The following is a 24,660-nucleotide window of genomic DNA, read 5'->3' as shown; positions in this document are numbered from 1 at the left end:
TGAACAAGATCATGACACAACTACCGATCACCCAGGACACGCCGGTCGACGATGCAATCGCGATAGTGCGGCAATGGATTGACGCCGAGGTTCCTGCCGCATGGCGCTCCGCCGCGGCCGAGGGGCCCGCGGCGCTACGGGCGGTGCGCACCCCGGCCGACTACCGACGGTGGTACCCGAAGTTCGCTCGGACGGGTCTGGTGGCGCCTACCTGGCTCCCCGACCACGGTGGCCTCGGCGTCCGCAACGACGTTGCGCGCGCCATCGAGGGCGTACTGTCGCCGCTGCGCCTTTCGCGGCTCAACCCATTGGGGCTCAACAACGCCGCCGCCGCGCTGTTCAGTCACGGGACAGAGGAGCAACGTCGACGTTTTCTCCCGCCGATCGTGCGAAACGAGGAGAAGTGGTGCCAGTTGTTCAGCGAGCCGGGCGCGGGCTCGGATCTCGCATCACTCGCCACCAGGGCCGTACGAGAAGGCTCAGGAGAAGACGCAGACTGGGTGATCTCCGGCCAGAAAGTCTGGACCACGTGGGCCGATGAGGCCGATTTCGCGATCCTGCTGGCGCGAACGGATCCCCAACAGCCCAAACACAAAGGCATCACGTACTTCCTCCTTGACATGCACCAGCCGGGCGTCGAGGTGCGCCCGCTGCGCCAGATCACCGGTGAGGCCGAATTCAATGAGGTCTTCCTCGACGGAGCGCGGGTGCCCGACGCCCATCGCGTCGGCGAGGTCAATGACGGGTGGCGCGTCAGCGCATCGACGTTGTCCAGTGAGCGGCAGATGGTTTCGGGATCCGGCTCGGGAGGCATGGGTCGCCTGGGAGGCTCCAGTTCCGAACGCCTGATCACTCTGGCGAAGGAAACCGGGCGGTGGGCCGATCCCGTCATCCGGAACAAGGTTATGCATCTTTGGGCACAGGAGCAGATCCGGGGATGGACGAACGCCCGGGTACGCGCGGCTTTGTCCGCCGGTCAGTCGCCGGGAGCGGCCTCCTCGATCGGAAAGGTGCACCAGGCCACGCTAAACCAGCAGATCCAGGACCTCATGGTCGATCTACTGGGAACGGAAGCGATCGCGTGGCCCGTCACCGACGATCCGGACGTGCTGCCCCGGGATGTCCAGGGGATGATGCGCAGCCTCGCCAACGGGACCGAGGGTGGCACCACCGACATCAACAAGAACATCCTCGGCGAGCGTGTCCTCGGTCTGCCCAAGGAGCCTGACCCCTGGAAAGGCAAGCCCTGGAAGGATATTCCCCGCTCATGAGGGTCTACGAGCGCTTGAACGTGTCCAGGTCCGGCGGGATCGGCTGGCTGATCCTCAACAGGCCCGACGCGGGCAACGCCTTCGACGCCAAGATGCTCGACGAACTCGAATCCGCATGGGCCGAACTCGATGCCGATCCCGACGTCCGGGTGATCGTCAACGCCGCCAACGGCAAGGCATTCTGCACCGGAATGGATGTAGTCCAAGTCGCGCGGGACAAGGAGGCCATGCGACGACACTCCCGCCGAACCAGAGACGCTGAACTGAAGATCTCGTCCTGGCACTGCGACGTCTGGAAGCCGGTGATCGCCGCGGTCAACGGGGTGTGCGCGGGTGGCGGTCTGCATCTGGTGGCCGACGCCGACATCGTGATCGCGGCCGACGGCGCGTCGTTCGTTGATCCCCACGTGTCGATCGGTCAGGCAGTCGCCTACGAGGCCATCACGCTGCTGCGCAAGTCGCCGATGGAGGCGGTCCTTCGAATGACGCTGAGCGGCAAGGGTGAACGCCTGTCGGCGCAGCGTGCCTACGAGTTGGGGATTCTGTCCGAGGTGGTACCCGCCGACCAGCTGCGCGCAGCTGCGGGGCGGCTCGCAACCGCGATCACCACGAATTCGCCAACCGCGATGCGAGCCACCAAGAAGGCGTTGTGGCATTCGTTAGAGGTTGGCATGACGCAGGCGCGCAATGACGCCGCCGGCGAGATCTGGCGGCTGCGCAACCACCCCGACCACGCAGAAGGGGCCCGAGCGTGGCGCGAGAAGCGCGTCCCGCGGTGGCAACCGCTGGCGGGCGCAGCGGAGGTGTCATGACATACCAGAGACTCATCGTCGAACGGCGCGGTCCCGTCGGTTGGATCATCAACGACCGGCCGGACCGTCTCAACGCCTACGACGTCGTGATGCGTGGGGAATTCCCCAGGGCCTGGGCGGAATTGAACGCCGATCCCGACGTCCGCGTCATCGTGCACACCGGCAACGGTCGGGCGTTTCAGGTCGGAGCCGATGTCGAGGAGCTCGACGGCGAGGCGGTGCTGCAATTCCAGGAGACCATGCGCACATTGGATCTGAAGTTGAGCGCCTGGCACTGCAACGTCGAGAAGCCGGTCATCACTGCCGTCAATGGTATTTGTGCCGGCGGCGGATTGCACTGGGTGGCCGACGCCGATATCGTCATCGCGTCATCGGATGCAAGTTTCGTCGATCCCCACGTATCCATCGGCCAGGTCAGTGCTTTGGAGACCATCGCGCTGATGCGCAAGATGCCCGCCGAGGCTGTGCTGCGGATGGCGTTGGTGGGCAGCCACGAACGTATCAGCGCCCAGCGTGCCTACGAGCTCGGCATGATCAGTCAGGTCGTCGACCCACCGGACAGGCTGCGTGAGGTCGCCCAGGAGCTCGCCGAGAAGATCGCGAAGAACTCGCCCGCGGCGATGCGCGCCACCAAGCGGGCGCTATGGGGCGCACTCGAATACGGCCTTACCGATGCGTGCCGCGAGGGTGCGAAGCAGCTGACGTCGATGTGGGGACACCCGGACCAAAACGAGGGCCCCCTTGCCTTCGCGGACAAGCGAACTCCCAATTGGGCACCGCTCGAGGCTGATTCGTGAGTCTCGTGGAGCTGCTGGACGGCCTGCCCGAGGTCGCGGTGAACGTGGTCGGAGCCTCGGACAGCCAAGTGTCGCGCCACGACCTGGCGGCCAGTGCCGAGCTACTCGGCACGCTGCTCGCCGATAACGGGCTGGCGACCGGTCAGGTGGTCGCGGCGATGCTGCCCAACGACGCGACCACCGTCGCCGCACTGTTCGGCACGTGGCGCGCCGGTGGCGTGTACACACCGCTGAACCCCAGGGCGGCCGATGCCGAAATCGTCAGCCAGCTCGAGACCCTGCGTCCCGTCGCCATCATCACGACTCCCGAACTGGCCGAACGCTTCACGATATTCGGGTTGCCCGTGCTTCGGGGCAAGGACCTGACGTGGGCGATAACCGCCGGCACGCGCAAACCCGCCGACCCGCGCCAGTACGACGCCGACGTGGCCCTACTGCAGTTCACGTCGGGCACTACGGGTGCGCCAAAGCCGGTGCCGCTTCGTCACACCACGGTGCTCGACCTGATCGACCGGCTGCTGGTCAAACTCCGCGGCACGAAAGCTGCCACAGATAAGCCGAAGCGCCCGCCGATGCCCAACCTTGTGCCGTTGTCGTTGTCACTGTGGGCCGGTATCTACCAGGTGCTGTTCGCGTTCCGGGCCGGCTCTGGCGTCGTACTGATGGACCGGTTCTCGCCGTCGGATTTCGCCGCGCTGGTCAAGCGCCACCAGCTTCGCTCCACTGTGCTGCCACCCGCCGCGCTCACCATGGTCCTGCACGACGATTCGGTTACGGACCTCTCGCCGTTGAAGATCGTACGGTCGATCACCGCTCCCCTCTCACCCGTTCAGGCGGGCCGGTTCCGGGAGAAGTTCGGAGTGATCGTGCTGAACTCCTATGGCCAGACCGAACTCGGGGGCGAGGTGGTGGGCTGGTCGGCGGCCGACGCCCGCGAATGGGGTGAGACCAAACTGGGTTCAGTCGGCAGGCCGCTGCCCGGCATCGACGTCACGATTGCCGACGACGAGGTGATGGTCCGCACGCCGACGACTTCCGCGCGCAAAATCGATCCAGCCTTTTTGGACCGGCTCACCGACGACGGCTGGTTCCACACGGGCGATCTGGGCTGGCTCGACGACGACGGCTTCCTCTGGCTCGACGGCCGAGTATCGGACATGATCAATCGGGGTGGTCTCAAGGTGTTTCCCGGCACTGTGGAGGATGTGCTGGTCGCGGCCGAGGGGGTGCGCGAAGCCGCTGTGGTGGGTGTTCCCGACGAGCGGCTTGGCGAGGTGCCGTGGGCGTTCGTGGTCAAAGGCGATGACTCGGTCTCCGAGGACGGTCTCGTGTCGTGGTGCCGAGAGCGCCTGACGCCCTACCGCGTTCCGGTGCGCATCGTGTTCATCGAACAGCTGCCGCGTAACGACGTCGGCAAGGTGGTGAAGCGCGAGCTGGCTGCGCTGGCGGGCGCATGACCATCATCGTCCTCGACCCGGCGCCGGCGCTCTCGATGGCGCTGGATGAGATCGGGGACGCCGTCGTCATAACGGCGGTCGAGGCCGACGAGACGATGTGGCGGGCACTGGTTGCGCTGCAGACCGCATGGCGGTCGATGCGGCTGCGGGGCGGACGGATCGTGCTGGTCCTGTCCACGGTCGGCATGGCGGGCGCGGCTGGCGCGGTGCCCTACACGACCGCTATCGAAGGTATCCGAGCGATGGCCAAATCCGCTGCGCGGCAATGGGGCTCAGCAGCGATCGGAGTCAACATCATCGCGGCGCCCGCACGTCTGTTCGCGACCCAGGTCGACGCGTCGCATCTGACCGTCGCCGCGGTGCAGGGCGACGAAAGGTTGATTCAGTCGATCGTCGAGACCGCAATGTTTCTGCTTCGTCCCGACATCGAGCACGTGACCGGCGAAACAATCGTCGTCGACGGTGGATCGGTAATGTTGCCATGAGTCTCGACGGGCATACGGTCCTGGTGACCGGCGCGGGAGCCGGCGTGGGCCGCGGCATCGCGATGGCATTGGCCGCAGACGGTGCGCATGTCGTCGTCGCATCCCGCTCCGACACCGGTGTCGCCGACGAAATCTCCGCGCGAGGTCAGGCTGCGCTCTGGGCGCGCTGCGATGTCACGGCGCCGGACGAGGTCGTCGACGCTGTCGCTGTCGCCGTCGCCGCAACGGGACGACTCGACGCCATCGTGCACAACGCCACGAGCAACAGATCCAGTCAGCCGCATCGGCTCGAGGAGGTCGACCGCGCACTGTGGGAGGAGCACGTCTCCGTGTCGGTGCGCGGTGCTCGGCACTGCGCCGCCGCGGCATTCGCCGCACTGAAACGGCACGGCGGCACCTTCCTGGTCATGACGTCGCCTGCGGGTATCGAGGGCAGCGCGACACTCCCCCTCTACGCAACGATGAAAGGCGCTCTTCGTGGATTCGCCAAGAGCCTGGCCCGCGACTGGGCGCCCCACGGCATCACCGTCAATGTGGTTTCGCCGCTGGCCTATTCGCCCGCGATGACCGCGGCGATCGAGGCCGAACCGGCAATGGAGGAACGCCTGTCACGGCGGGTGCCACTGGGACGAATCGGCGACCCCGAGCGCGATATCGGGTCCGCCGTGGCGTTCCTGGTCGGCCCGGCGGCCCGGTACGTCACCGGACAGACCCTTGCCGTCGACGGTGGCCATTTCATGAACCTCTAAGCCCGGTCACCGACAGATACAAACGTTTGCTATCTTGAGAATCATCATTCTCTCACGTGTTGGAGGCGCAGGTGGACGACGACAAACCCTTGGAAGTGTGGGACGCCGACAACCACATGTACGAGACCATCGACGCCTACACGCGGTATCTCCCGGAGAAGTACTCCGAAGCGCTGAAGTTCATCGACGTCAATGGCCGCAAAAAGCTGCAGATCCTCGGCGTCGTCACCGAGTGCATCCCCAACCCGACATACGAGGTAATCCCCACACCGGGCGCTTGGTCCGACTACTTCCGGGGCATAAATCCAGAGGGCAAGACACTGCGGGAACTCGCCGAACCGATCCGCTGCCCCGATGAGTTCCGGCGGCCCGACCTACGCCTGGCGTTGATGGAAAGGCAGGGCGTCGACGGTGCCGTTATGTTCCCGACGACGGCGGGCATGCTCGAGGAAAGGACGAAATCCGACACCGAGCTCACCCACGCGGTCACGCATGCATTCAATCGGTGGCTACTCGACGACTGGACGTTCAATTACAAGGACCGAATCTTCCCTGTTCCCGCGATCTCGCTGAACGATCCCGCGCTGGGCGTTCAGGAACTCGAATGGTGCCTGGACAATGGCGCCCGGACGGTACTGATCCGGCCGGCACCCGTTCCGCGCGAAGACGGCACGTCGCGGTCGCCGGCGCTGCCGGAGTTCGACGACTTCTGGCGACTGGTCGAGAATTCGGGTATCTCGGTGCAAATGCACAACTCGGACTCCGGCTATGAGCGCTACGTCGACGACTGGGAGGAGGCTACGGAGTTCAACGGATTCGCGCTGAGCAAGCTGCGGGGTTTCATCTACGAGGAGAGCCGAAACATCTTCGACACTCTTGGGGCGTTCATCGCGCACGGGGTCTTCGAGCGCTTCCCCGGGGTACGCGTCGGCGTGGTCGAGAACGGCGGCTCGTGGGCACACCGCCTGTTGGACGTGTTCGACCGCGTGTACCGCAAGAGGCCATACGACTTCAGCGAGCATCCCTGCGATGTCTTCCGTAGACACGTGTGGATCAATCCTTTTCACGAGGAAGACATGTCGCACCTCATCGACATCCTGGGTGCGGATCGCGTGATGTTCGGGTCGGACTACCCGCACCCCGAGGGGCTGGCCGACCCCGTGGATTTCGTCAAGGAGCTCGAGCATCTTCCGGACGACACCAGGGCGCGGGTGATGGGCGGCAACCTCAAGGAGCTCATCGGCCTCTAGCCGAGTTCGACAAACCGCGTCAGGTGCCGCCACGCGATATCGGGCGGGACAGCTCGTCGCCTGTCTTGGCGGGCGTGATGTTGGCCGACACCGTGTCGTCGGGGTTCCACAAATCTCACATCCCTTCTGAACTGATCATGGATCAGGGGGACCGACTCCCGAATCGGGAACGTAATTCGGTTTTGAGCACCTTGCCGGTGAGGTTACGAGGTAGCGCATCAACGGTTTCGAGTCGTTCGGGAGTCTTGTGCTTGCTCAGACCTCGCGCTTGACAGTGTTCGAACATCGACGAGAGCGTCACCGCCGCGCCTGGGCGCGGGACGACGACGGCACAGACGCGCTCCCCGGTCCGCTCATCGGGCACGCCGATGACCGCGACGTCGGCCACTGCCGGGTGGCTGGCCAGCACGCCCTCGACCTCGAGCGCCGAAATGTTCTCCGCATTGCGGATGATCGCATCCTTGATTCGGCCGGTGACGACGACGTTACCGTCGTCGTCGATGCGGCCCAGATCCCCTGTGCGAAACCATCCTTGGGTATCGAACGCGTGGGCATCCAAAGATGCGTCGACGTAGCCGAGGAAGCATTGCGGCCCCTTGAGCCGCAACTCCCCCTCGTCTCCTTGCGGGACCTGCTGTTCCGTTCCGTCGACGACCCGGACCGCAACGCCCGGCACCGGTTTTCCAACGGTGTGATCCAGCAGTTCCGCAGGCCCATTCGGCGCCTGAGACGTGGCGACCGGGAATTCGGTCAGGCCCCACGCGTTGGCCACGCCGTCCACTGAAAGTGTCCGCCGCACTTGGCGACCAAGCTCAGGGGTGATCGGCGCACCGCCACCGACGCAGCCACGCAGGTCCGGGTAGAGCGGTTCGTCACCATGTTTCGCCTGTGCCGCCATGAAGGCGACGAAGAAGGGGGTCGCGCTGCCCAACAGGGTCGGGCGGTGCGCCGCAATGGCAAAGGGGGTCTCGACCGGGTCGAAGGCGTCGAACAGCACCAACCTCATGCCGGTTAGCAGGCCGGCGGCGAGCATGGCGGCGCCGCCGATGTGCGACACCGGGAAGGCGATCGGGTTGACGTCGCTGCTGGACGCTCCGACGATCCCGATAACCCCGGCCGAGCCGGCGATGACCGAGCGGTCGCAGTGGCGCGCGCCTTTCGGTGCCGCCGTCGTGCCCGACGAGTAGTAGATCCAGCGCGGATCCTCGTCGCCACGTGGCGGCGAAGGTAACGTCCCCGGATCGCCGACAGGCAGCCGGAGCTCGTCGGTGACAGGCGCGTCGTGGTCGATGACGACGACGGACATGGGCCGCGCACCGACGCTTTCACGGGCGAGCTGATGCGCGAGCGCGGTGTGATCGAAGTTGCGCCACAAACCCGGCACGATCATGACTTCGGTCGCGAGTTCTGTTGTCGTAAAGCGGAGTTCGCTCTCTCGCCAAATGGGCAGCACCGGGTTCTGGACGGCGCCAAGGCGCGTCAACGCCGTCATGACGACCATCGCTTCCAGCGTGGTCGGCAATTGCCACGACACCACCGTGCCCGCGCCGATCCCCCGCTGCGCAAGCGCCGCCGCACATGTCAATGCGGAGTCCCGCAGCTGGGCGCAGGATAGGCGACGCCCATAGTCATCCGCGAGGACTACCCAGTCAGGGTGCGCCCGCGCCGCGGTCTCCACCAGGGACCAGTACGTCCGCGCGGCGCGATGTGTGGTCACCGGCTCGGCAACCGCAGTCGGCGCTTGGCAAGAATATTGCGCATCATCTCCGAACTGCCACCCGATATCGTGTAGGCGCGCGACCACAACCAGCATTCACGCAACCTCTGTTGGGCCTTCTGCAATTCCTGGTCCGCACCACCGGCGACGGTCGCAGACGCTGCCAACTCGGCGCCATAGGCCGCGACGCGGTGGTATGTCTCCGCGAAACTCAACTTGGCTATGGAGCCGTCCCCCGGTTGTTCGTCGCCCGATGTCAGGCGCTCCACGTGATCGTCGATGAACGCCTTGGCCACTTCGACCTCCACGGCCAACTCGGCGACCGCCTGGCGGACGTCGCCGCTCTCCAACGCCGGCGCGCCGTCGACATGTGCGTGCCGGGCCACCACGACGAGATCGTCGATCAGCAATTCCAGCAGGACGACGTTCCCGCCGATGCCGAATCGTTCAAAATCCAGGCCCGCCATGATGATCGACCAGCCGTTGCCCACCTCGCCGATCAGGCTCTCGGCATCAAGTCTGACTTCGGTGAGGAAGACCTCGTTGACCTCGATCGCGTCACCGATCGTGCGAATCGGGCGAACCTCGACGCCGTCTGCCGAGAGCGGGACGGTGAACACCGACAGGCCGTGGTGGCGCGACGAGGCCGGGTCGGTGCGAATCAGCGCGAGGCCCATGTCGGCCCAGTGTCCGTCGGTGATCCAGGTTTTTTGCCCGTCGATCACCCAGCTTCCATCGTCTTGCCGCGCGCCGCGGCTGCGCACTGCGGCGATGTCACTGCCGGCATCGGGCTCGCTGAGTAGCTGGCACCAGACATGTTCGCTGCGCCGAATCGGTGGCAGCAGTGCGCGTTTCTGTTCGTCAGATCCGAAGTGCAGGAGCACATGGGCAGCCAGGTTCACCTGGTCCACCGGGCGTGGTGCGCGGGCGCGCAGAATCTCCTCACTCACGATGCGATCGTGCAGCGGATGATAATCGCCGCGACCGCCGTGTTCGACCGGCCAGTCCGCGCCGACGAATCCCGCTTCGAACAAGCCGGCGAACCAGGCGCGCAGCAACGCTTCCTGTTCGGCGGTCTCAGGGGCTCGATGGCCTTCGCGAGCTTCGATCGCCGGTGCGTGTTCGGCGATGTGTGCCCTGACCCGATCCCTGAATTCGGTCAGCTCCGCCTCGGAGGGCCGGTCCGGAAACATGCTCACCAGCCGGATACCTCCGCCAGCAGCTGCCGGCTCGCGCGCGCCGTGCCCATCAGCTGACCGTTGGTGAAGACACGGCGCAGTTCGTGGTGTAGCGGGTACTCCCAGGTGAATCCGATGCCGCCCGATAGCTGCATGCATTCGTCCACGGCGGCCGCGGCTTTCGCCGTCACGAAGGCGTGCGCCGCGGCCGTCAGTACAGGCGCCCGTGCGTCGGCAGAGGCAATGGCGCGCGCCGCCCTCATGACGACCGCGCGTGCTTTGACCTCGAAGACCAACAGCTCGACGAGGCGGTGCTGAATCGCTTGGAAGCTCGCGATCGGCACCCCGAACGCCACCCGTTCCCTCAGGTACGCCGTCAGGCGCTCCAGAGTCATCGACACGGCACCGATGGAGTCGGCCGAAACGAGCAGCCGGGCCACCGCCATCAGCTCCTTGGCGCGTTCGGGCGGTCCGATCAGTGTGCTGGGCGCGTCCGTGAGGTCGATACGCCATACAGTTCGTGTGACGTCCAGCAGATCAACGTCCAGTGCCAGCCGCACAGGATCCACGTCGCGCAGCAGGTGAATTCCGTTGTGTCCCAGTACAACGGCGAGGTCGATCGCATCGCCGCGAACAATCCGCGCGCCGTGGTCGGCGACGGCGCAGCCCGCGGCGGTTGCGCCAGAGAGCAGACCCGGCAGCAATTCGTCCCGCACGCTCTCGGGCGCGCAGGCGAGCGCCGCAGCCGACAGTGCGGTTCCCAGCCACGCGGACCTGTCGTTTGCTCGCCCCAGTTCCTCGGCGACGACGCACGTTTCGACCGGACGCGGGCCGACACCACCCATTTTCTCGTCGACGAGCAGGCCGGTCCAGTCCATCGCCGCGAGGCCCTTGACGGATTCCTGCTCGCCGCGTTCGGCCAGGAACTGCCGCGCCGATGCCCTCAGCAGGTCGAGGTCGACGTCGGCCGAATCCTGGTCTGCCATGCCCCTGCTAACTCCGGGAGAGCAACTGGTCGGCGTTGTCGCGCATGATCCGCCGCTTGACGGCGTCGTCGAGCGGATCGAGCAGCTTGGCAAACTCGGCCGGCACAGCCAGGCCTTCGGCGTGCGGATAATCCGAGCCCATTACCAAGCAGTCGTCGTATCCCAGGCCGGCGACAATCGCCGGAATGTCGTCCTCGGGGTACGGCACGACACGGACATGACGGCGGAAGATCGCCGATGGCCGTTCCGTCAGCTTCCCACCGATCCACGGACCGTTGCGGCCCATACCGCGGCTCTTGTCCATATGCTTGACGAAGAACGGCACCCATTCCGCTCCATGCTCGGCCACAAGAACGTTCAGACCCGGGAAGCGACCGAAGAGGTTGTCGAAAATAAGTGCGGACAACGTCTCCTCGATGGGCCGCTGACCGTACACGTTCATCCACTGCCACGCCGACATGTGCCAGGAAGCAGGGTCGGAGTTCTGTCCCCAGGCCGGCGAGATCGCATTGAAGTACCAGAACGGCATGATATGGAACACCAGGATGCAGCCGGCCTCCTGCAAGCGCGCGTAGATGGGGTCGAAGTACGGGTCGCCGGGAGATCGACCGTAAGCCGGCCCAGTCGGCAGGAGCACGAACTTTGCACCCTGGGCGATGATCGCCTCTGTCTCAGCGATCGCAGAATCCAAGTCGCGCAACGACATCAGCGCCGTGGCGAAGATCTTGCCTTCGTAGTTGAAACCCCACTCTTCGTCAAACCATCGGTTGAACGAGCGCAGATTGGCATACAGCGCCGCCGTGTCATCGACGTAGTGTTCGGCCGCCAGGGCCATACCACTGGGATAGATGACCATACGTTCGATGTTTTGCTCCGCCATGACGGCAAGGCGCGCGGTACGCTCGATGAATTCCGGTTGCATCGGTTGCGGCTCGTAGGACTCCTCGGGGTTGCCCGATCCCATTTGCCTGAGCATCTCCTTGAGCGAGCCGGGCCGATAAGCGACATCGAGACCCAGTCCCCCTTCGCTGTTGAACGTGGCGACCCGCCGCCCCGCCAGGATCACCTCGACGCCGTCCGCCCCGCGCACGGTGGTGATCGCCCGGTCCTGAAACTCCTCCGGCAGATAACGGGTGAACGCATCCCGTGTCTCGTAGCAGTGGGTGTCGCAGTCAAAGATGCCGTAGCCGAGTTTCGTCGTCACCGCTTCGCTCCTTCGGGCGAGAATGCTTATTCTCTATTTTCACAAAACATACTATCCTGGTCCGGCAATGGCTATCCCGGTCGGGATAACCGCGCGCCCGCATGAGCGGCGCCGACCCGGCCGCCACCGCACCGAGGAAGACATGAGCCCATCAAATCCGCTGACGGACAACGCGATCGGCCGGGCATCCACAGCGCTTCGAATTATCCAGCTGGACAGAGCAATTCCCGCACGAGCTGACATGCGCTTGGGCCCAATATCTGCGACCGGAAAATCCGGGGTCATCGGCGGCTGTCCAGCGGTCATGAACGTACTGGGGCCTAAGTTGGAGTACGTGCGTGCCGACCAGTGAGGTCGATGACCTGCGCGGCGTCATCCGCGACTACCTGGCCGCGACCTCGCCCAGCGAGACCGTTCGCAGCCTGATGGAGACGGATACCGGCTACGACGAGGTCTCGTGGCGCCAGATGGCCGGCGAATTGGGCCTGCACGGCATCGCCGTGCCCGAGCGCTGGGGTGGGGCCGGCGCCGGTGTGGTCGAACTTGCGGTGGTCTTCGAGGAAATGGGACGCGTGCTGTCATGTTCCCCCTTTTTCGCCACGGTCGGCCTGGCAACACAAGCCATTCTCGCCAGCGACGACGACGCGGCGGCGGAGCAGTTGATTCCTGGGTTCATCGACGGCTCCAGCACCGCGACGCTGATCCTCAACGGCCAACTCGGCGCATGGGAACCCGGCGCCGTGACGTTGAGGGCTGACCGCGACCCAAACGGTCATCGGATCCACGGTGCGGCACCGCTCGTGATTGACGGCCACACCGCGGACATCGTCCTGGCAGCAGCGAGAACGACCGCAGGCATCTCATTGTTCGCGGTACGCGCCGGAACAGAGGGTCTTCGTCGCACACCGTTGGCCGGGCTCGACCGCACCCGCAAGGTGGCCCGCGTGCAGTTTGACGGTGCACAGGCACAGCTGATCGGACCGGACGGGGGCGCCGCGAGTTTCCTTGCGCGGACATCGGACCTCGCCCTCATCGCGCTCAGCGCCGAACAGGTCGGCGCAGCGCAACGCTGCCTCGACATGGCCGTCGACTACGCCAAGAATCGAATCCAGTTCGGTCGGCCCATCGGCAGCTTCCAAGCCGTCAAACACCGGTGCGCGGACATGCTGGTTCAGGTGGAGGGTGGGCGTTCGGCCGCGTCGCATGCGGCCGACGTGGCGGGAACCGATGACCTGCCAACCGCCGCGTCGGTCGCGAAAATGGTGTGTTCGGAGGCCTTCCTGCAGGTTGCGCTCGACAACATGCGCATCCACGGCGGCATCGGCTTCACCTGGGAGCACGACGCTCACTTGTTCGTCCGACGCGCCAAGGCCACCCAGTTGATTTTCGGCGCACCCGACTACCACGCCCAGCGTTTGGCCGCGCTCGTCTCCGAACCGAAAGGACCCCTGTGACCGTCTCCTTCTCCCTCGAACTGCCTACGCATCGTGTCGAGGCAGTCGACGAGTTCGTGACTGCCGAAGCCATCGCCGACGTCGCACGAGTGGCCGAAGCAAGCGGATTCGCGGCTGTCCACGTCACCGACCACCCCGCACCCGACGCGAAGTGGCTCGACCACGGTGGCCACCACGCCCTCGACCCGTTCGTCGCGTTGGCGTTCGCCGCCGCCGCAACCACCGACGTCAAGCTGCTGACCAATGTCTACATCGCCGCCTACCGCAACCCGTTTCTCGGCGCCAAGTCGATTCAAAGCCTCGCGACGCTCTCGAAGGGGCGGCTCATCCTGGGGACCGCTGCGGGTTACCTCAAGCCCGAATTCAAAGCCCTCGGAATCGATTTCGACAACCGCGGCGCTCTGCTCGACGAGGCGCTCGACGTGCTGGACAAGGTGCTCACGGGTGAGGACATCGCCTACGAAGGAAGCTCCTTCGCCGCGCGTGGTGTTCGACTGCGCCCGCTGCCGACGAGCCCCCCGCCGGTGTGGGTCGGGGGCAACAGCAAGCGCGCCGTTCGCCGGGCGGTGTCGCGGGCGCAGGGATGGGCACCGTTCAACACGTTCGGCTACGCTGCGGCGTCGCGCACCGCGGAGATTTCGACGATCGACGAGTTGCAGCTGGCCATCCACTGGGCCAAACGATACGCGGCCGAAATCGGCCGTACCGCACCGTTGGACATCTGCTTTTCCGCGGGAAATCTGTTGGACGACAGCAGATCAGCCGACGAACGTCACGCCACCATCGAAAATCTTGCTACGGCCGGGGTCACCTGGCTCACCATCGCGCCATCGGGCCCCGACCGGACCGAACTCATCGACCGTTCGCGCGCCTTCGCCAAAGAGTTCATCAGGCGATGACGCTTCCTCAGGCCATCAGGCTGTTCGCCGCGAACGCGTCCACACCGATCCTGCGATGAGCGAACAGCCACCGGCCGTTCGCGGGGATGAGGACATCACGGTAGCGGCCCCAATGGTCGAGCCCGATGTCAGTGTGGACGGCAAAGTAACTGCTGACCTCGACCCTGTCGTGGGCCACCGATCCGAATTTGATGCTGGACACGTGGTGGCGGACGTGAGTCGGTGGCTGCCGTGCCGGCGGCCCCGATTGCACAGGCCGCGTCATCGCCGCACCGAGGCCCGCCTCGATTTGTGCGGGCCCGGTCAGTGGCCCGGCGCCGCCGGTGAATTCCAACACGCCTTGGTCGCAGAAGCATGCCGCCAGGGCCCGGAGATCGAATCGATCGGTGGCGGCAGTGTAGTCGGCCAACGTCTGCCGTACCGACTCCCTCACCTCGAGCTCCCACATCTCCATCGACCCTCCTCGTGGAATTTGCGTTCCAGCACACGATAACGTCTATTCTCATGCCGCAACCCAGCCTCCGAGAACTGCTCGATCCCGCAACCACCGCACTCGTGACCCAGGAGTGTCAGGGCGGTGTGATAGGCCCGCAGGCCGGACTCCCGTTGCTCGCAGAAGAGGCGCACCGCGAGGCCGTTCCCAACATCGCCAAGCTGCTCTCCGCCGCTAGGGCGGCCGGGGTCGCGGTCGTGCACTGCCTCATCGAGAAGCGCCCTGACAACCGCGGGTCGAACACCAACGCCAGGCTGTTCATGTCCGGGAAGTCGTTCGCCGCCGACTTGACTCCCGGCGGTCCCGGTGCGTCGGTTCTGCCCGAGCTCGGTTTGGTACCCAGTGACCTCGTGCTCACTCGAACCCATGGCGTCGGGCCCATGACCGGTACGGATCTCGACTCCGTACTGCGGAATATGAACATCAAGACAATTGTGGGAGTCGGTGTTTCGGTGAACATTGCTATTCAGAACTTTGTGATGGACGCCGTGAATCGCAGCTACCAGTTTGTGTTGCCTCGCGACGCGGTGAGTGGCTATCCGCGCGAGTACGCCGAGTCCATCATCGACAACACGTTGGCGCTGCTTACCACGGTCACCACCACCGACGCCGTGGTCAACGCATGGCAAGAATCCCGCACACCCTGACCCGATCTGGATGTCGCGGGGCGATGATGATAACGTCGTTCTCATATAGCGTAAATGGTCATATTCGCTGCTCAGGAGGAAAGTTCAATGTCTTCCCGTTCCTTGCCGTACCCGGTTTTCGACATCGACAACCACATGTACGAGACGACGGACGCGCTCACGAAGTACCTGCCGAAGCAGCATCGCGGGAAGGTCGGTTACGTCGAGGTCAATGGCCGTCCCAAACTCGTCGTCAAGGACCACATCAGCCATATGATTCCCAACCCGACTTTCGCGCGCGTTGCTAAGCCGGGTAGCGCCGAGGATTACTTCCTCGGCAACAACCCCGAAGGCCTCAATTTCCGCGAATTCGTCGGCGAGGCAATGGATGTCATTCCCGCATATCAGGATCCCGGGCCCCGCCTCGAGCTGATGGACGAGCTCGGCATCGACCAATGTGTGATGTACCCGACCCTGGCCAGCCTCATCGAGGAACGCACCACCGACGACGTCATCCTTACCCACGCGATCATCCACGCGCTCAACGAGTGGATGCACGAGCACTGGACATTCAACTACCACGACCGGATCTTCGCGACCCCCGTCATCTGCCTGCCCCTGGTGGACGAAGCCATCAAGGAATTCCACTGGGGCCTCGAGCATGGCATGAAGACATTTCTGGTGCGGCCCGCACCCGTGCCCAGCCGCTTCGGCGGTTCGCGGTCCATGGGCCTCCCCGAGTTCGATCCGTTCTGGGAAGAAGTCGTGAACGCCGGCATGCCTGTCACCATGCATGCTTCGGACAGCGGCTACCAGAAACACCTCATGGACTGGGAAGGCGGTGACGAGTACCTGTCCTTCAAGCCGAGCGCGTTACGCGAGGTCGTGATGGGCCACCGCGCCATCGAGGACACCCTGGCCGCGATGATTTGCCACGGCGCCCTGTCCCGCTTCCCCGATCTGAAGATCTTCTGCGTCGAGAACGGCAGCGGATGGGTGCGCAATCTGCTCGAACAGCTGAACACCGCTTACAAGATCATGCCCAAGGAGTTCGACGAGCACCCCGTCGAGGTGTTCAAGCGAAACATCTACATCCACCCGTTCCTCGAGGACGACCTCACGGGGATTATCGACATCATGGGCGAGGATCACGTGATGTTCGGCTCCGATTTCCCGCACCCCGAGGGTATAGGTGATCCGCTGAGCTTCGTCGACCGACTTGACGGCGTCGCGGAGCCCGCAAAGGCGAAGATCATGGGCGGCAACGCTATTGAGCAATTAGGGCTCAAGGTACCGGCGTGACCCAGGCGCCCCCGTCCCCGACCGTCTACGACGGAATCGCCGACTTCGAGGCTCACGTCGGCGAGCACCTCGGTTTCAGCGACTGGCGGCAGGTCACTCAGAAGGAAATCGACTTGTTCGCCGAGGCGACCGGTGATCATCAATGGATTCATGTCGATCCGGAGAGGGCGGCCGCCGGCCCCTACGGCAAGACCATCGCGCACGGCTATTTGACATTGTCGCTGGTACCCATTCTCGTGCAACAGATCTACCGAGTCACCGGATTGGCGATGCAGGTCAACTACGGCAGCGACAAGTTGCGCTTCCCCGCGCCGGTACCGGTCGACACCCGCATCAGGGCGGGTGCCGAACTGCTCAAGGTGGAGCGCAACGACAAGGGCGGGCGCGCCACGGTTCGCGTCACCGTCGAAGTCGAGGGCAGCGATCGCCCGGCGTGCGTTGTCGACACGATCGCCGCGATGGTCGGCGCCTGATTTCATGGCGAGGGCGGTGCCACTACGAAACCCCGAGATCGTCGACTAGGCGTTCAGCACGCGCTGTCCGATGACGAGTTGTTCCGCCAGCGCATCAATTTCCCGCCCGGAAAGGCCAAGCGCTTCAAGCACCTCGGAGTTGTGCTGCCCGAGGGTCGGCGCCGCGGTCCGGTGATGGTGCGCGGGTCCCGGCGAGATGCGAAACGGCCAGCCGGGAAACCGATGTCGGCCCGTGATCGGGTGGTCCAGATCCTGATAGAAGCCCCGCGCGGCGAGCTGCTCGACGTCATACATCTGACCGGCCGTCAGGAGTCGTTCGGCGGGCACGCCATGCCGGCCGAAGGTAGCCACGATCTCCTCCGCGGTTCGCCCGCACGTCCAATTCGTCAGTACCTCGTCGAATTCGTCATGGTTGTCCCGCCGCGCTGCTGCGGTGGCAAATCTCGGATCGTCGCACAAGTCAGAGCGGTCAATGGCGTCCAGCACCGCAAGCCAGTCCGCGTCATCACGCACCGAGAGCGCGACCCACTCGTCGGCGTTGCTCGTCGTGTAGACGCCCTGGGCGTATCGACGGTGGCGATTTCCCTCGCGCGGCCGCACCGAACCCGTCAACGAATATTCGATGACGGGTTCGGCGGTCACCGCCGCGCCGACCTCGATTTGCGCGGCCTCGATCAGCTGCCCCTCCCCGGTGGATCGCCTGTGCTCGAGCGCGGCCAGCAGCGCGACGCACGCGTGTACGCCGGCGATCGGGTCGGCGGGTCCCTGCAGATTGCACGGCGGGCCTTCCGCATAACCGGTCGCGGCCGACATGCCGGATACCTGTTCGATATTCAGCGCCCACCCCACGTAGTCACGCCAGGGGCCGTGCAGCCCGAATCCGGGCATCCGCACCATGATCACGCCGGGATTGAGGCGCGCGATGGAGTCGTAGTCCAGCCCGAATTGTTCGACCACGCGCGGCGAGAAGTTCTCCACCACCACATCGGCTTCAGCGGCCAGCCGCAACGCCAGCTCGCGACCGGCGGCAGAGGTGAGGTCAAGCGTGATGTCGCGCTTGTTGAGATTGGTTCCCTGCCACAGCGGGCCCCGCTCGTACCAGTCGTCGCCCTCACGCAGCAGCGAGCCCGAGTAGCGATGTCCATCGGGTCGCTGGATGGACTCGACCTTGATCACGTCGGCCCCGAACGCGCCGAGGTAGCACGTCAGATACGCACCCGCCCAGAAAGTGCTCAGGTCGAACACTTTCAATTCCGCGAACGGCAGCGAGACGTCGAGGCAGCCGACGGCCGGCCGGCGGCGTTCGCCGCCCTCGCTCCACGCGGGCTTCGCATCTGTCCCGACGGCGGGAGCGGGCAATGGCGGCGGGACCGGAGTCTTCGAAAGCCGGAACGGTGCGCCCGGCCGGGTGAATCGCCATGCATCGGAGGCTGACTCGATGAAAAACCCGCGCTCGGCATACTGCGGACAGTCCGGGATGGTGTCACCCTCGGTGATCGGCGCCGCGGGTATCCGCATGGCCTGACTCAATTCGACCAGTTCAGCAACGGACATCGATTCAAGGAAGGGCTGGGCCTTGGCGAAGAACTCGTCGCGCTCGGGGCCGCCGAGCATGATGGCGAGCTGATGGTCGCCGAACTCGGGCAGTCCGACCATTGCGCACACGTCCAGCCAGTGCTGGCCGGTCAGGCAGTTGATTCCGATCCAACCGTCGGCGGCGTGCACGATACCCAGCATCGGCGCAGCTTTGGAATTAGTTGGCAGGCCGAGGCTTTTCAGGCGCGCGGCAATCAGCATGGGGTAAGGCAGTGTCGATAACAGCGACTCGAACATCGACACGTCCACCTCGACCGGCCGGTTCGTTTCGGCCGCCGCGATGCGGAGCGCGGTGAGTGCGCCGAGGGCGGCGTACCCGCCCGCGATGTATTCCGGGATACGCGCACCGGCCTGGACCGGCGCCCTGCCGGGCTCACGCACATTGATCCACCCCGCCGCCGCCTGCAGGGTCAGCGGAGTCGTCACCCGGTCGCGCAGCGGCCCCTCCTGACCGAAGCTCGAGACGCGTACCACGACAAGGTTCGGGTTGATGTGGTCAAGGGTGCCCGCGTCCAACCCCCACTGGAGGCGCTCAGGCGCGCCCGCGGGCAGGTCCTCGACGAGCACATCGGCCTGGGAGATAGTGTCGCGCAACACTGCGATGTCGCCTTGGTCTGCGAAATCAAGTGTGGTGCCACGCTTTCCGGCGTTCAGGTACTCAAACAGACCGCTTCGGTCCGGATGAGGCTGCCCCGAGGGGAACGGACCCCAGCGACGGAGCGGGTCGCCTGACGGGGGCTCGATTTTGCACACATCGGCGCCGAGGTCGACGAGTAGCTTCGTGCAATACGGACCCGCGATCTCCGAGGCCAGCTCGACGACTCGCAAGCCCGTCAGCGGCCGGTTCACGTGGGTATCCCGATGGCCTTGGGCTCCATGTAAGCCCGCAGCCCCATCACACCGCCCTCCCGGCCGATTCCGCTCTGCTTGAAACCGCCGAATGGCGCATCTCCGGGGATCGTGCCGTTGATCAAAACCTGTCCGGTCCTGATCCGGCGGGCGATCGCCACCGCGCGATCGACGTCGCTTCCCCACACGGCACCGCCGAGCCCGTAGGACGAATTGTTGGCGATGGCCACGGCATCGTCGTCGTCGCGGTACCGCAACACGGTCAGCACGGGGCCGAACACCTCCTCCTGCGCGATGTACGAATCGGCCGATGAGTCGGTGAGTATCGTTGGCTCGAAGTAGAAACCGCTGCTCAAATCCTTTGGGCGGGCCCCTCCGGCCACCACGAGTGCACCGTCGGCTTCAGCGCGTTTGACGAATCCCTCGACACGGTCGAGGTGCTCGCGGCTGATCAACGGTCCCATGGTGACCGCCGGATCGACGGGATCCCCGATCACGACCGCGCGGGACAGCTCGGCAAGCCGGCCTACCACCTCATCGTGGAGCGTATCGGGCAGCAGCAACCTGCTGTTGAGAATGCAGGCTTGACCCGCATGCATCGTGCATCCCTCGAACAGCAGCCGCTCCAACAGATCGTCGTTGACGTCGACGTCGGGTAGCAGGATGGTCGCCGACTTGCCTCCGCACTCCAGCAAAACGCGCTTCATGGTGGTAGCCGCGCCCGCCATCACATCGCGGCCGACGGCAGAGCTGCCGGTGAAACTCACCATGTCGACCCTGGGATCCAGGGTCAGGCTTCTGCTGGCCTCGACGCCGGTCGGTGTGACCACGTTGACGACGCCGGCCGGAATATCCGTGTCCTCGTCGATGATCCGCGCGAGGGCGAGCCCCGCCAGCGGCGTTAGCGGCGAAGGCTTGAGTACGAGCGTATTTCCCGCCGCGAGCGCTGCGCCCAGCTTCATGACGTTGAGAGTGTGCGGAAAGTTCCACGGCGTCATCGCCGCCACCACACCGAGTGGTTCGTAGCGCAACAGCGTCGTGCCCGCCGCGCCCCACGCATCCATCGGCGCCTCGGCCGGCTCCGTGGCGAGCTCGGCGGCATGACCAACCATGAAGGCAGGACCATCGACGTGAATCAGCCGCTCATTTGCTGTACAACCCCATTCGGCCTGAGCCAGGGCGTAGATCTCCTCGCCCCTGGCCAGCAACGCATCGCTGAGCTGTTGCAGGCATCGGCCCCGTTCCGCAGGCTCGGCCGCGGGCCACGGGCCCGTGTCGAACGCGGACCTGGCGGCTGCGATGGCTTGCTGGACCTGAGCCACACTCGCATCGGGCGCCGTTTCAATCACGGCCTCAGTGGCGGGGTTGACGACGTCGTAGCGCCCACTGTCCGGGGCGACCCATTGGCCCCCGATGTAGTGCGCGTAGCTGTCGAGAAGGGAACGCGACCCAGCCATCTGTCTGCCTTCCTGACCGCATGATCGTGGAGCGGCGTAAGCGACGCCACCAAGAGAACTTACATACTCAACCTGTGTGTACACGCCGGTCGCAACGCCGTCAACGGCTAATGCACGCTAATTTAGGCTAGATATACCGTGATTGACAGATGATCCGGCTTTACTGTAGACACCGTTGAGAACGGACATTCTTAATTAATGTGTCTGACAAGCTCAGTGTCAGGAAGGCATGCTGTGCCCACTACTACTGTCCCCTTGCACTCACCGGACTTTTACGCCGGCGACCCATACCCGATCTACCGAGAACTCCGCAACACGACGCCGGTTGTGTGGAACGACGTCACCAACTTCTGGGCGTTATTGAAGTACGAGGACGTCCGCTACGTCTCGGGCCACCCACACATCTTCTCGTCGACGAAGGGCATCACGATCCCGGATCCCACCCAGCCTGAACCCGTTCAAGAGGGAAACCTGATTTTCACCGATCCCCCCCGTCACCGGCAGCTTCGCAAGCTCATCAACTCCGGCTTCAGCCGGCGCCAGGTGCAGTTGCTCGAGCCCAAAGTGCGCCAGATCGTGAAGGACATCGTCGACAGTGTCGACCCATCGCGGGAGTACGAATTCGCCGAGGAAATCGCCGCACCACTACCAACCCGGATGATCGCAGAGATGCTGGGCGCCCCGCCCGAAGACTGGGAGCAGTTCCGCGCGTGGTCGGACGCAGCGGTCGGCACCGCCGACCCGGACATCGAACTCGATTCGATGGTCGCGCTCGGTGAGCTGTACGAATACTTCACCAAGCTCATTGCCGCCCGGCGCTCGGGCGAGGTCAGCGGGCAGGATGATCTACTGAGCATCCTGGCCGCAGCCGAGGTCGATGGCGAGCGACTGTCCGATGCGGATCTGCTCAACTTCTCGTTCTTGCTGTTGGTCGCCGGCAACGAAACCACCCGCAACCTGATCGCATTGGGCACGTTAGCCCTGATCGACCACCCCGACCAGTTCGCACTGCTGCAATCGAACCCGTTGCTGCTTCCGAGCGCGGTTGAGGAAATGTTGCGATACACCAGCCCGGTCACCCACATGGCCCGCCGCGCCACCGAGGACATCGAGATCCGCGGCCAGCAGATCAAGGCCGGCGACACCGTGGTCATGCTCTACGGCGCCGCCAATCGCGACGAGGAGATCTTCGGGCCCACCTGCGAAGAGTTCGACATCACCCGTAATCCCAACCCTCACATAGCATTCGGGGCCGGTGAGCACGCTTGCCTTGGTGCGCAACTCGCCCGCCTGGAAGCCAGGGTGATGTTCGAGGTGCTGCTGGGCGCTTATCCCACGATCGAGCTCACCGGCGACGTGTCACGCCTTCGCGCCACCATGGTGCCCGGGGTGAAACGCATGCCGGTCCGGCTGGGAGCGGACAACTGATGGACTTCGACTACACGCCTGAACAGGAGCAGCTCCGAAAGGACTACCGGACCCGCCTCGAGGCGGTGATGACCCCGGAGCGCCGCGCCGCCGTTGCCAACCTCACCGAGGGCGGCGCCGCGATGACCGAGTGCAGGCGCGCTCTTGGCGAAGCCGGGCTGCTCGGGGTTGCCTGGCCGGTTGAATACGGTGGCGGCGGGCTGACCGCGCTGGAGCAGTACATCTTCTCGGAGGAAGCGCGAAGGGTCAACGCACCGCTGCCGTTTGTCACCCTGAACACCGTCGGACCCACCCTCATTCAATACGGCACCGACGAACAGAAGGCCAAGTTCCTCCCAGCGATTCTCAAGGGCGCCGTTGATTTCGCGATCGGCTACTCGGAGCCGGGTGCCGGCAGCGACCTCGCATCGCTGCGTACCACCGCGGTACGCGACGGCGACGAGTTCGTCATCAACGGTTCCAAGATGTTCACCAGCGGCGCGGAGTTCGCCGACTATATCTGGCTTGCGGCGCGCACCGATCCAACCGTCAAGAAACACAAGGGCATCACCCTGTTCATCGTCCCGACCGACTCACCCGGATTCTCCTGGAAGCCGCTGCACACCATGCCGGGGGTTTCCACGTACTACACGTTCTACGATGACGTCCGCGTACCAGAGAGCGCCATCGTGCTCGGCGAAAACCAGGGCTGGACGCTCGTGACGAACCAGCTCAACCTGGAACGCGCCGCCCTCGGCAATCTCGGTGCGCTGGAACCACTGTTCAGCAAGACGCTCAAATGGGCATCGACGACACCGCTCGACGACGGCGTAGTCATCGACCAGCCCTGGGTGCAGCAGGCCCTGGCCCGAGTCGAAGCGCAAGTCGCGGCCTACCGACTGCTGAACCTGCGCGTCAACGCGACCATGAGCTCTGGTGTCCTCGGGATGGGCGAGGCCTCCGCGGCAAAGGTATTCGGCACCGAGCTCACCCAACAGGTCGCCCGCGAACTGCTCGAAGTGGTGGGACAGGCCGGCGTGCGCAAGGGTTCGGCGGCCCCGCTCAAAGGCGAGCTGGAGAGCGCATACCGCCTGGCGGTCATCAACACGTTCGGCGGCGGAGCCAACGAGCTTCAACGCGACATCATTGCCATGGCCGGTCTCGGGATGCCGCGCGCGCCCCGGGATATGCGGGCCGCATCGGAGAAAGGAAGCTCCAAGCCGTGACCGAGACAACGAAAGACGACCTGCGCGAGCGCCTCGATGCGCTCATCGGGACGCCCACCGACGGAGTCGGCAGGCCCTCCCGCGCCCCTGATCCGGTGAATGCCGCGATGATCCGGCACTGGGCGTACGCGCTGGACGACATGAATCCCGCCTACCTCGATGCCGAGTTCGCGGAGAACTCCCGCTACGGTGCCCTGGTTTCCCCGCCGGTGATGCTCCAGAGCTGGACGATGCCTCCGCCCAAGCTCGCCGGCATCCATGAACGCGGCGGCGTACCGATCGAAATCAAGACGAACCCGCTGCAATTCCTCTCCGACGCGGGCTACACGGGCATCATCGCCACGAACTCCGAGTTCGAGCTCGAGCGCTACCCGCGGGTCGGCGACGAGATCACCGCGGAGACGGTGTTCGAGACGATCTCCGACGAGAAGAAGACCGCGATGGGCAATGGCTACTTCGTCACCTGGATCACGACCTACCGCGACCAGCACGGTGAGGTGATCGGCCGCCAGCGGTTCCGCACGCTGCGATTCAAGACAGGAAGCTGATGGCCGCCAGACTTGCCCCGTCGATCAGTCCGGACACCGAATTCTTCTGGTCGGGTCTCAAGGATCACAAGCTGCTGATTCAACGATGCACCGACTGCAAGACGTTGCGGGTGCCACCCCGCCCGATGTGCGGGAATTGCCAATCCCTCAACTGGGATTCCATCGAATCGACCGGGTGCGGAACGGTTTACAGCTTCGTGATGCCGCAGTACCCGCCGCTGCCTTTCCTCCAGTACCCCTATGTGGTGGCGCTGGTCGAGCTTGACGAAGGCGTGCGCATCGTGTCGAACCTGTGCGACATCGAGCCCGCGGCCATCGAGGTCGGTCTGCCCGTCGAGGTCTTCTACGAGAAGTTCGAAGCAATCCCGAGCGGGGACGATCTGGTGCTGCACCAGTTCCGGCCCACGCGCTGACACGCGAGGCA

At 64.8% G+C, this 24,660-nt stretch carries 23 protein-coding genes; 16 read left to right on the top strand and 7 right to left on the bottom strand.

Annotated elements, in window-relative coordinates; all coding sequences use genetic code 11:
• Positions 1-11 precede the first annotated feature (11 nt).
• The 7 genes from A5775_RS01130 (at position 12) to A5775_RS01100 (ending at position 6,821) form a co-directional block, all read left to right on the top strand.
• Entirely contained in the window at positions 12-1,271 is a 1,260-nt protein-coding gene (locus tag A5775_RS01130) for an acyl-CoA dehydrogenase family protein (protein ID WP_067246334.1), read from the top strand.
• Positions 1,268-2,083 carry an enoyl-CoA hydratase/isomerase family protein gene (locus tag A5775_RS01125; protein WP_067246024.1) on the top strand — a complete coding sequence of 272 codons (816 nt, stop codon included), beginning with the start codon at positions 1,268-1,270 and terminating at the stop codon, positions 2,081-2,083. Before A5775_RS01130 ends, A5775_RS01125 begins: the two co-directional genes overlap by 4 nt.
• Positions 2,080-2,880: an enoyl-CoA hydratase/isomerase family protein gene (locus tag A5775_RS01120; protein WP_067246021.1), complete on the top strand. Its 801-nt coding sequence runs from the start codon at positions 2,080-2,082 to the stop codon at positions 2,878-2,880. The genes A5775_RS01125 and A5775_RS01120 overlap by 4 nt, the downstream gene beginning before the upstream one ends.
• Positions 2,877-4,337 (top strand): class I adenylate-forming enzyme family protein, encoded by a 1,461-nt coding sequence (locus A5775_RS01115; protein ID WP_067246018.1) that lies wholly within the window; start codon positions 2,877-2,879, stop codon positions 4,335-4,337. Before A5775_RS01120 ends, A5775_RS01115 begins: the two co-directional genes overlap by 4 nt.
• On the top strand, positions 4,334-4,822 hold the full coding sequence (locus A5775_RS01110; RefSeq protein WP_067246015.1) for an SDR family oxidoreductase: 489 nt from the start codon (positions 4,334-4,336) through the stop codon (positions 4,820-4,822). The genes A5775_RS01115 and A5775_RS01110 overlap by 4 nt, the downstream gene beginning before the upstream one ends.
• The gene (locus A5775_RS01105) at positions 4,819-5,571 is read left to right on the top strand and encodes an SDR family NAD(P)-dependent oxidoreductase (RefSeq protein WP_067246012.1); all 753 of its coding nucleotides are present in this window, start codon (positions 4,819-4,821) and stop codon (positions 5,569-5,571) included. The genes A5775_RS01110 and A5775_RS01105 overlap by 4 nt, the downstream gene beginning before the upstream one ends.
• Positions 5,572-5,687: 116 nt before the next feature.
• Positions 5,688-6,821 carry an amidohydrolase family protein gene (locus A5775_RS01100; protein ID WP_067246330.1) on the top strand — a complete coding sequence of 378 codons (1,134 nt, stop codon included), beginning with the start codon at positions 5,688-5,690 and terminating at the stop codon, positions 6,819-6,821.
• Positions 6,822-6,963: 142 nt separating this feature from the next.
• Here A5775_RS01100 and A5775_RS01095 read toward each other — a convergent pair whose 3' ends face one another.
• Genes A5775_RS01095 through A5775_RS01080 form a run of 4 tightly spaced genes read right to left on the bottom strand, consistent with a single transcriptional unit; the run spans position 6,964 to position 11,906 of the window.
• Positions 6,964-8,538 carry a class I adenylate-forming enzyme family protein gene (locus A5775_RS01095; protein WP_067246009.1) on the bottom strand — a complete coding sequence of 525 codons (1,575 nt, stop codon included), beginning with the start codon at positions 8,536-8,538 and terminating at the stop codon, positions 6,964-6,966.
• Positions 8,535-9,737, bottom strand: a complete 1,203-nt coding sequence (locus A5775_RS01090) for an acyl-CoA dehydrogenase family protein (RefSeq protein ID WP_067246006.1) — start codon at positions 9,735-9,737, stop codon at positions 8,535-8,537. Before A5775_RS01090 ends, A5775_RS01095 begins: the two co-directional genes overlap by 4 nt.
• Positions 9,734-10,702, bottom strand: a complete 969-nt coding sequence (locus tag A5775_RS01085; RefSeq protein WP_067246003.1) for an acyl-CoA dehydrogenase family protein — start codon at positions 10,700-10,702, stop codon at positions 9,734-9,736. The genes A5775_RS01090 and A5775_RS01085 overlap by 4 nt, the downstream gene beginning before the upstream one ends.
• A 7-nt stretch (positions 10,703-10,709) precedes the next feature.
• Entirely contained in the window at positions 10,710-11,906 is a 1,197-nt protein-coding gene (locus A5775_RS01080; RefSeq protein WP_067245998.1) for an amidohydrolase family protein, read from the bottom strand.
• A gap of 338 nt (positions 11,907-12,244) precedes the next feature.
• On the opposite strand from A5775_RS01080, the gene A5775_RS01075 reads away from it, so the two are divergent.
• Together A5775_RS01075 and A5775_RS01070 are read left to right on the top strand one after the other, a co-directional pair.
• Positions 12,245-13,360 carry an acyl-CoA dehydrogenase family protein gene (locus A5775_RS01075; protein WP_067245995.1) on the top strand — a complete coding sequence of 372 codons (1,116 nt, stop codon included), beginning with the start codon at positions 12,245-12,247 and terminating at the stop codon, positions 13,358-13,360.
• Positions 13,357-14,259, top strand: a complete 903-nt coding sequence (locus tag A5775_RS01070) for a TIGR03619 family F420-dependent LLM class oxidoreductase (protein ID WP_067245991.1) — start codon at positions 13,357-13,359, stop codon at positions 14,257-14,259. Before A5775_RS01075 ends, A5775_RS01070 begins: the two co-directional genes overlap by 4 nt.
• Positions 14,260-14,266: 7 nt before the next feature.
• On the opposite strand, the gene A5775_RS01065 is transcribed toward A5775_RS01070, so the two are convergent.
• Complete coding sequence (locus A5775_RS01065) at positions 14,267-14,713, bottom strand: nuclear transport factor 2 family protein (protein WP_067245988.1); 447 nt, start codon at positions 14,711-14,713, stop codon at positions 14,267-14,269.
• Positions 14,714-14,763: 50 nt separating this feature from the next.
• Between A5775_RS01065 and A5775_RS01060 the strand changes: the two genes are divergently transcribed.
• The 3 genes from A5775_RS01060 (at position 14,764) to A5775_RS01050 (ending at position 17,153) form a co-directional block, all read left to right on the top strand.
• Complete coding sequence (locus tag A5775_RS01060) at positions 14,764-15,399, top strand: isochorismatase family protein (protein WP_067245984.1); 636 nt, start codon at positions 14,764-14,766, stop codon at positions 15,397-15,399.
• Positions 15,400-15,486: 87 nt separating this feature from the next.
• Positions 15,487-16,680 carry an amidohydrolase family protein gene (locus tag A5775_RS01055; protein WP_067245981.1) on the top strand — a complete coding sequence of 398 codons (1,194 nt, stop codon included), beginning with the start codon at positions 15,487-15,489 and terminating at the stop codon, positions 16,678-16,680.
• Entirely contained in the window at positions 16,677-17,153 is a 477-nt protein-coding gene (locus A5775_RS01050; protein ID WP_067245977.1) for a MaoC family dehydratase, read from the top strand. The genes A5775_RS01055 and A5775_RS01050 overlap by 4 nt, the downstream gene beginning before the upstream one ends.
• A gap of 45 nt (positions 17,154-17,198) precedes the next feature.
• On the opposite strand, the gene A5775_RS01045 is transcribed toward A5775_RS01050, so the two are convergent.
• Together A5775_RS01045 and A5775_RS01040 are read right to left on the bottom strand one after the other, a co-directional pair.
• Positions 17,199-19,598, bottom strand: a complete 2,400-nt coding sequence (locus A5775_RS01045; protein ID WP_067245974.1) for a CaiB/BaiF CoA-transferase family protein — start codon at positions 19,596-19,598, stop codon at positions 17,199-17,201.
• Positions 19,595-21,055: an aldehyde dehydrogenase family protein gene (locus tag A5775_RS01040; protein WP_067245971.1), complete on the bottom strand. Its 1,461-nt coding sequence runs from the start codon at positions 21,053-21,055 to the stop codon at positions 19,595-19,597. Before A5775_RS01040 ends, A5775_RS01045 begins: the two co-directional genes overlap by 4 nt.
• Positions 21,056-21,253: 198 nt before the next feature.
• Between A5775_RS01040 and A5775_RS01035 the strand changes: the two genes are divergently transcribed.
• From A5775_RS01035 to A5775_RS01020, 4 genes are read left to right on the top strand one after another with little or no spacing between them, the layout of a single operon-like run.
• Complete coding sequence (locus tag A5775_RS01035; protein ID WP_067245968.1) at positions 21,254-22,483, top strand: cytochrome P450; 1,230 nt, start codon at positions 21,254-21,256, stop codon at positions 22,481-22,483.
• Positions 22,483-23,688 (top strand): acyl-CoA dehydrogenase family protein, encoded by a 1,206-nt coding sequence (locus tag A5775_RS01030; RefSeq protein ID WP_067245965.1) that lies wholly within the window; start codon positions 22,483-22,485, stop codon positions 23,686-23,688. The genes A5775_RS01035 and A5775_RS01030 overlap by 1 nt, the downstream gene beginning before the upstream one ends.
• Entirely contained in the window at positions 23,685-24,236 is a 552-nt protein-coding gene (locus A5775_RS01025) for a MaoC family dehydratase N-terminal domain-containing protein (protein ID WP_067245962.1), read from the top strand. Before A5775_RS01030 ends, A5775_RS01025 begins: the two co-directional genes overlap by 4 nt.
• Entirely contained in the window at positions 24,236-24,649 is a 414-nt protein-coding gene (locus tag A5775_RS01020) for a Zn-ribbon domain-containing OB-fold protein (protein WP_067245958.1), read from the top strand. Before A5775_RS01025 ends, A5775_RS01020 begins: the two co-directional genes overlap by 1 nt.
• Positions 24,650-24,660 lie beyond the last annotated feature (11 nt).

The organism is Mycobacterium sp. 852002-10029_SCH5224772 (assembly GCF_001667315.1).
Taxonomy (GTDB): Bacteria; Actinomycetota; Actinomycetes; order Mycobacteriales; family Mycobacteriaceae; genus Mycobacterium.
This window is presented reverse-complemented; position numbering and strand designations above follow the sequence as displayed.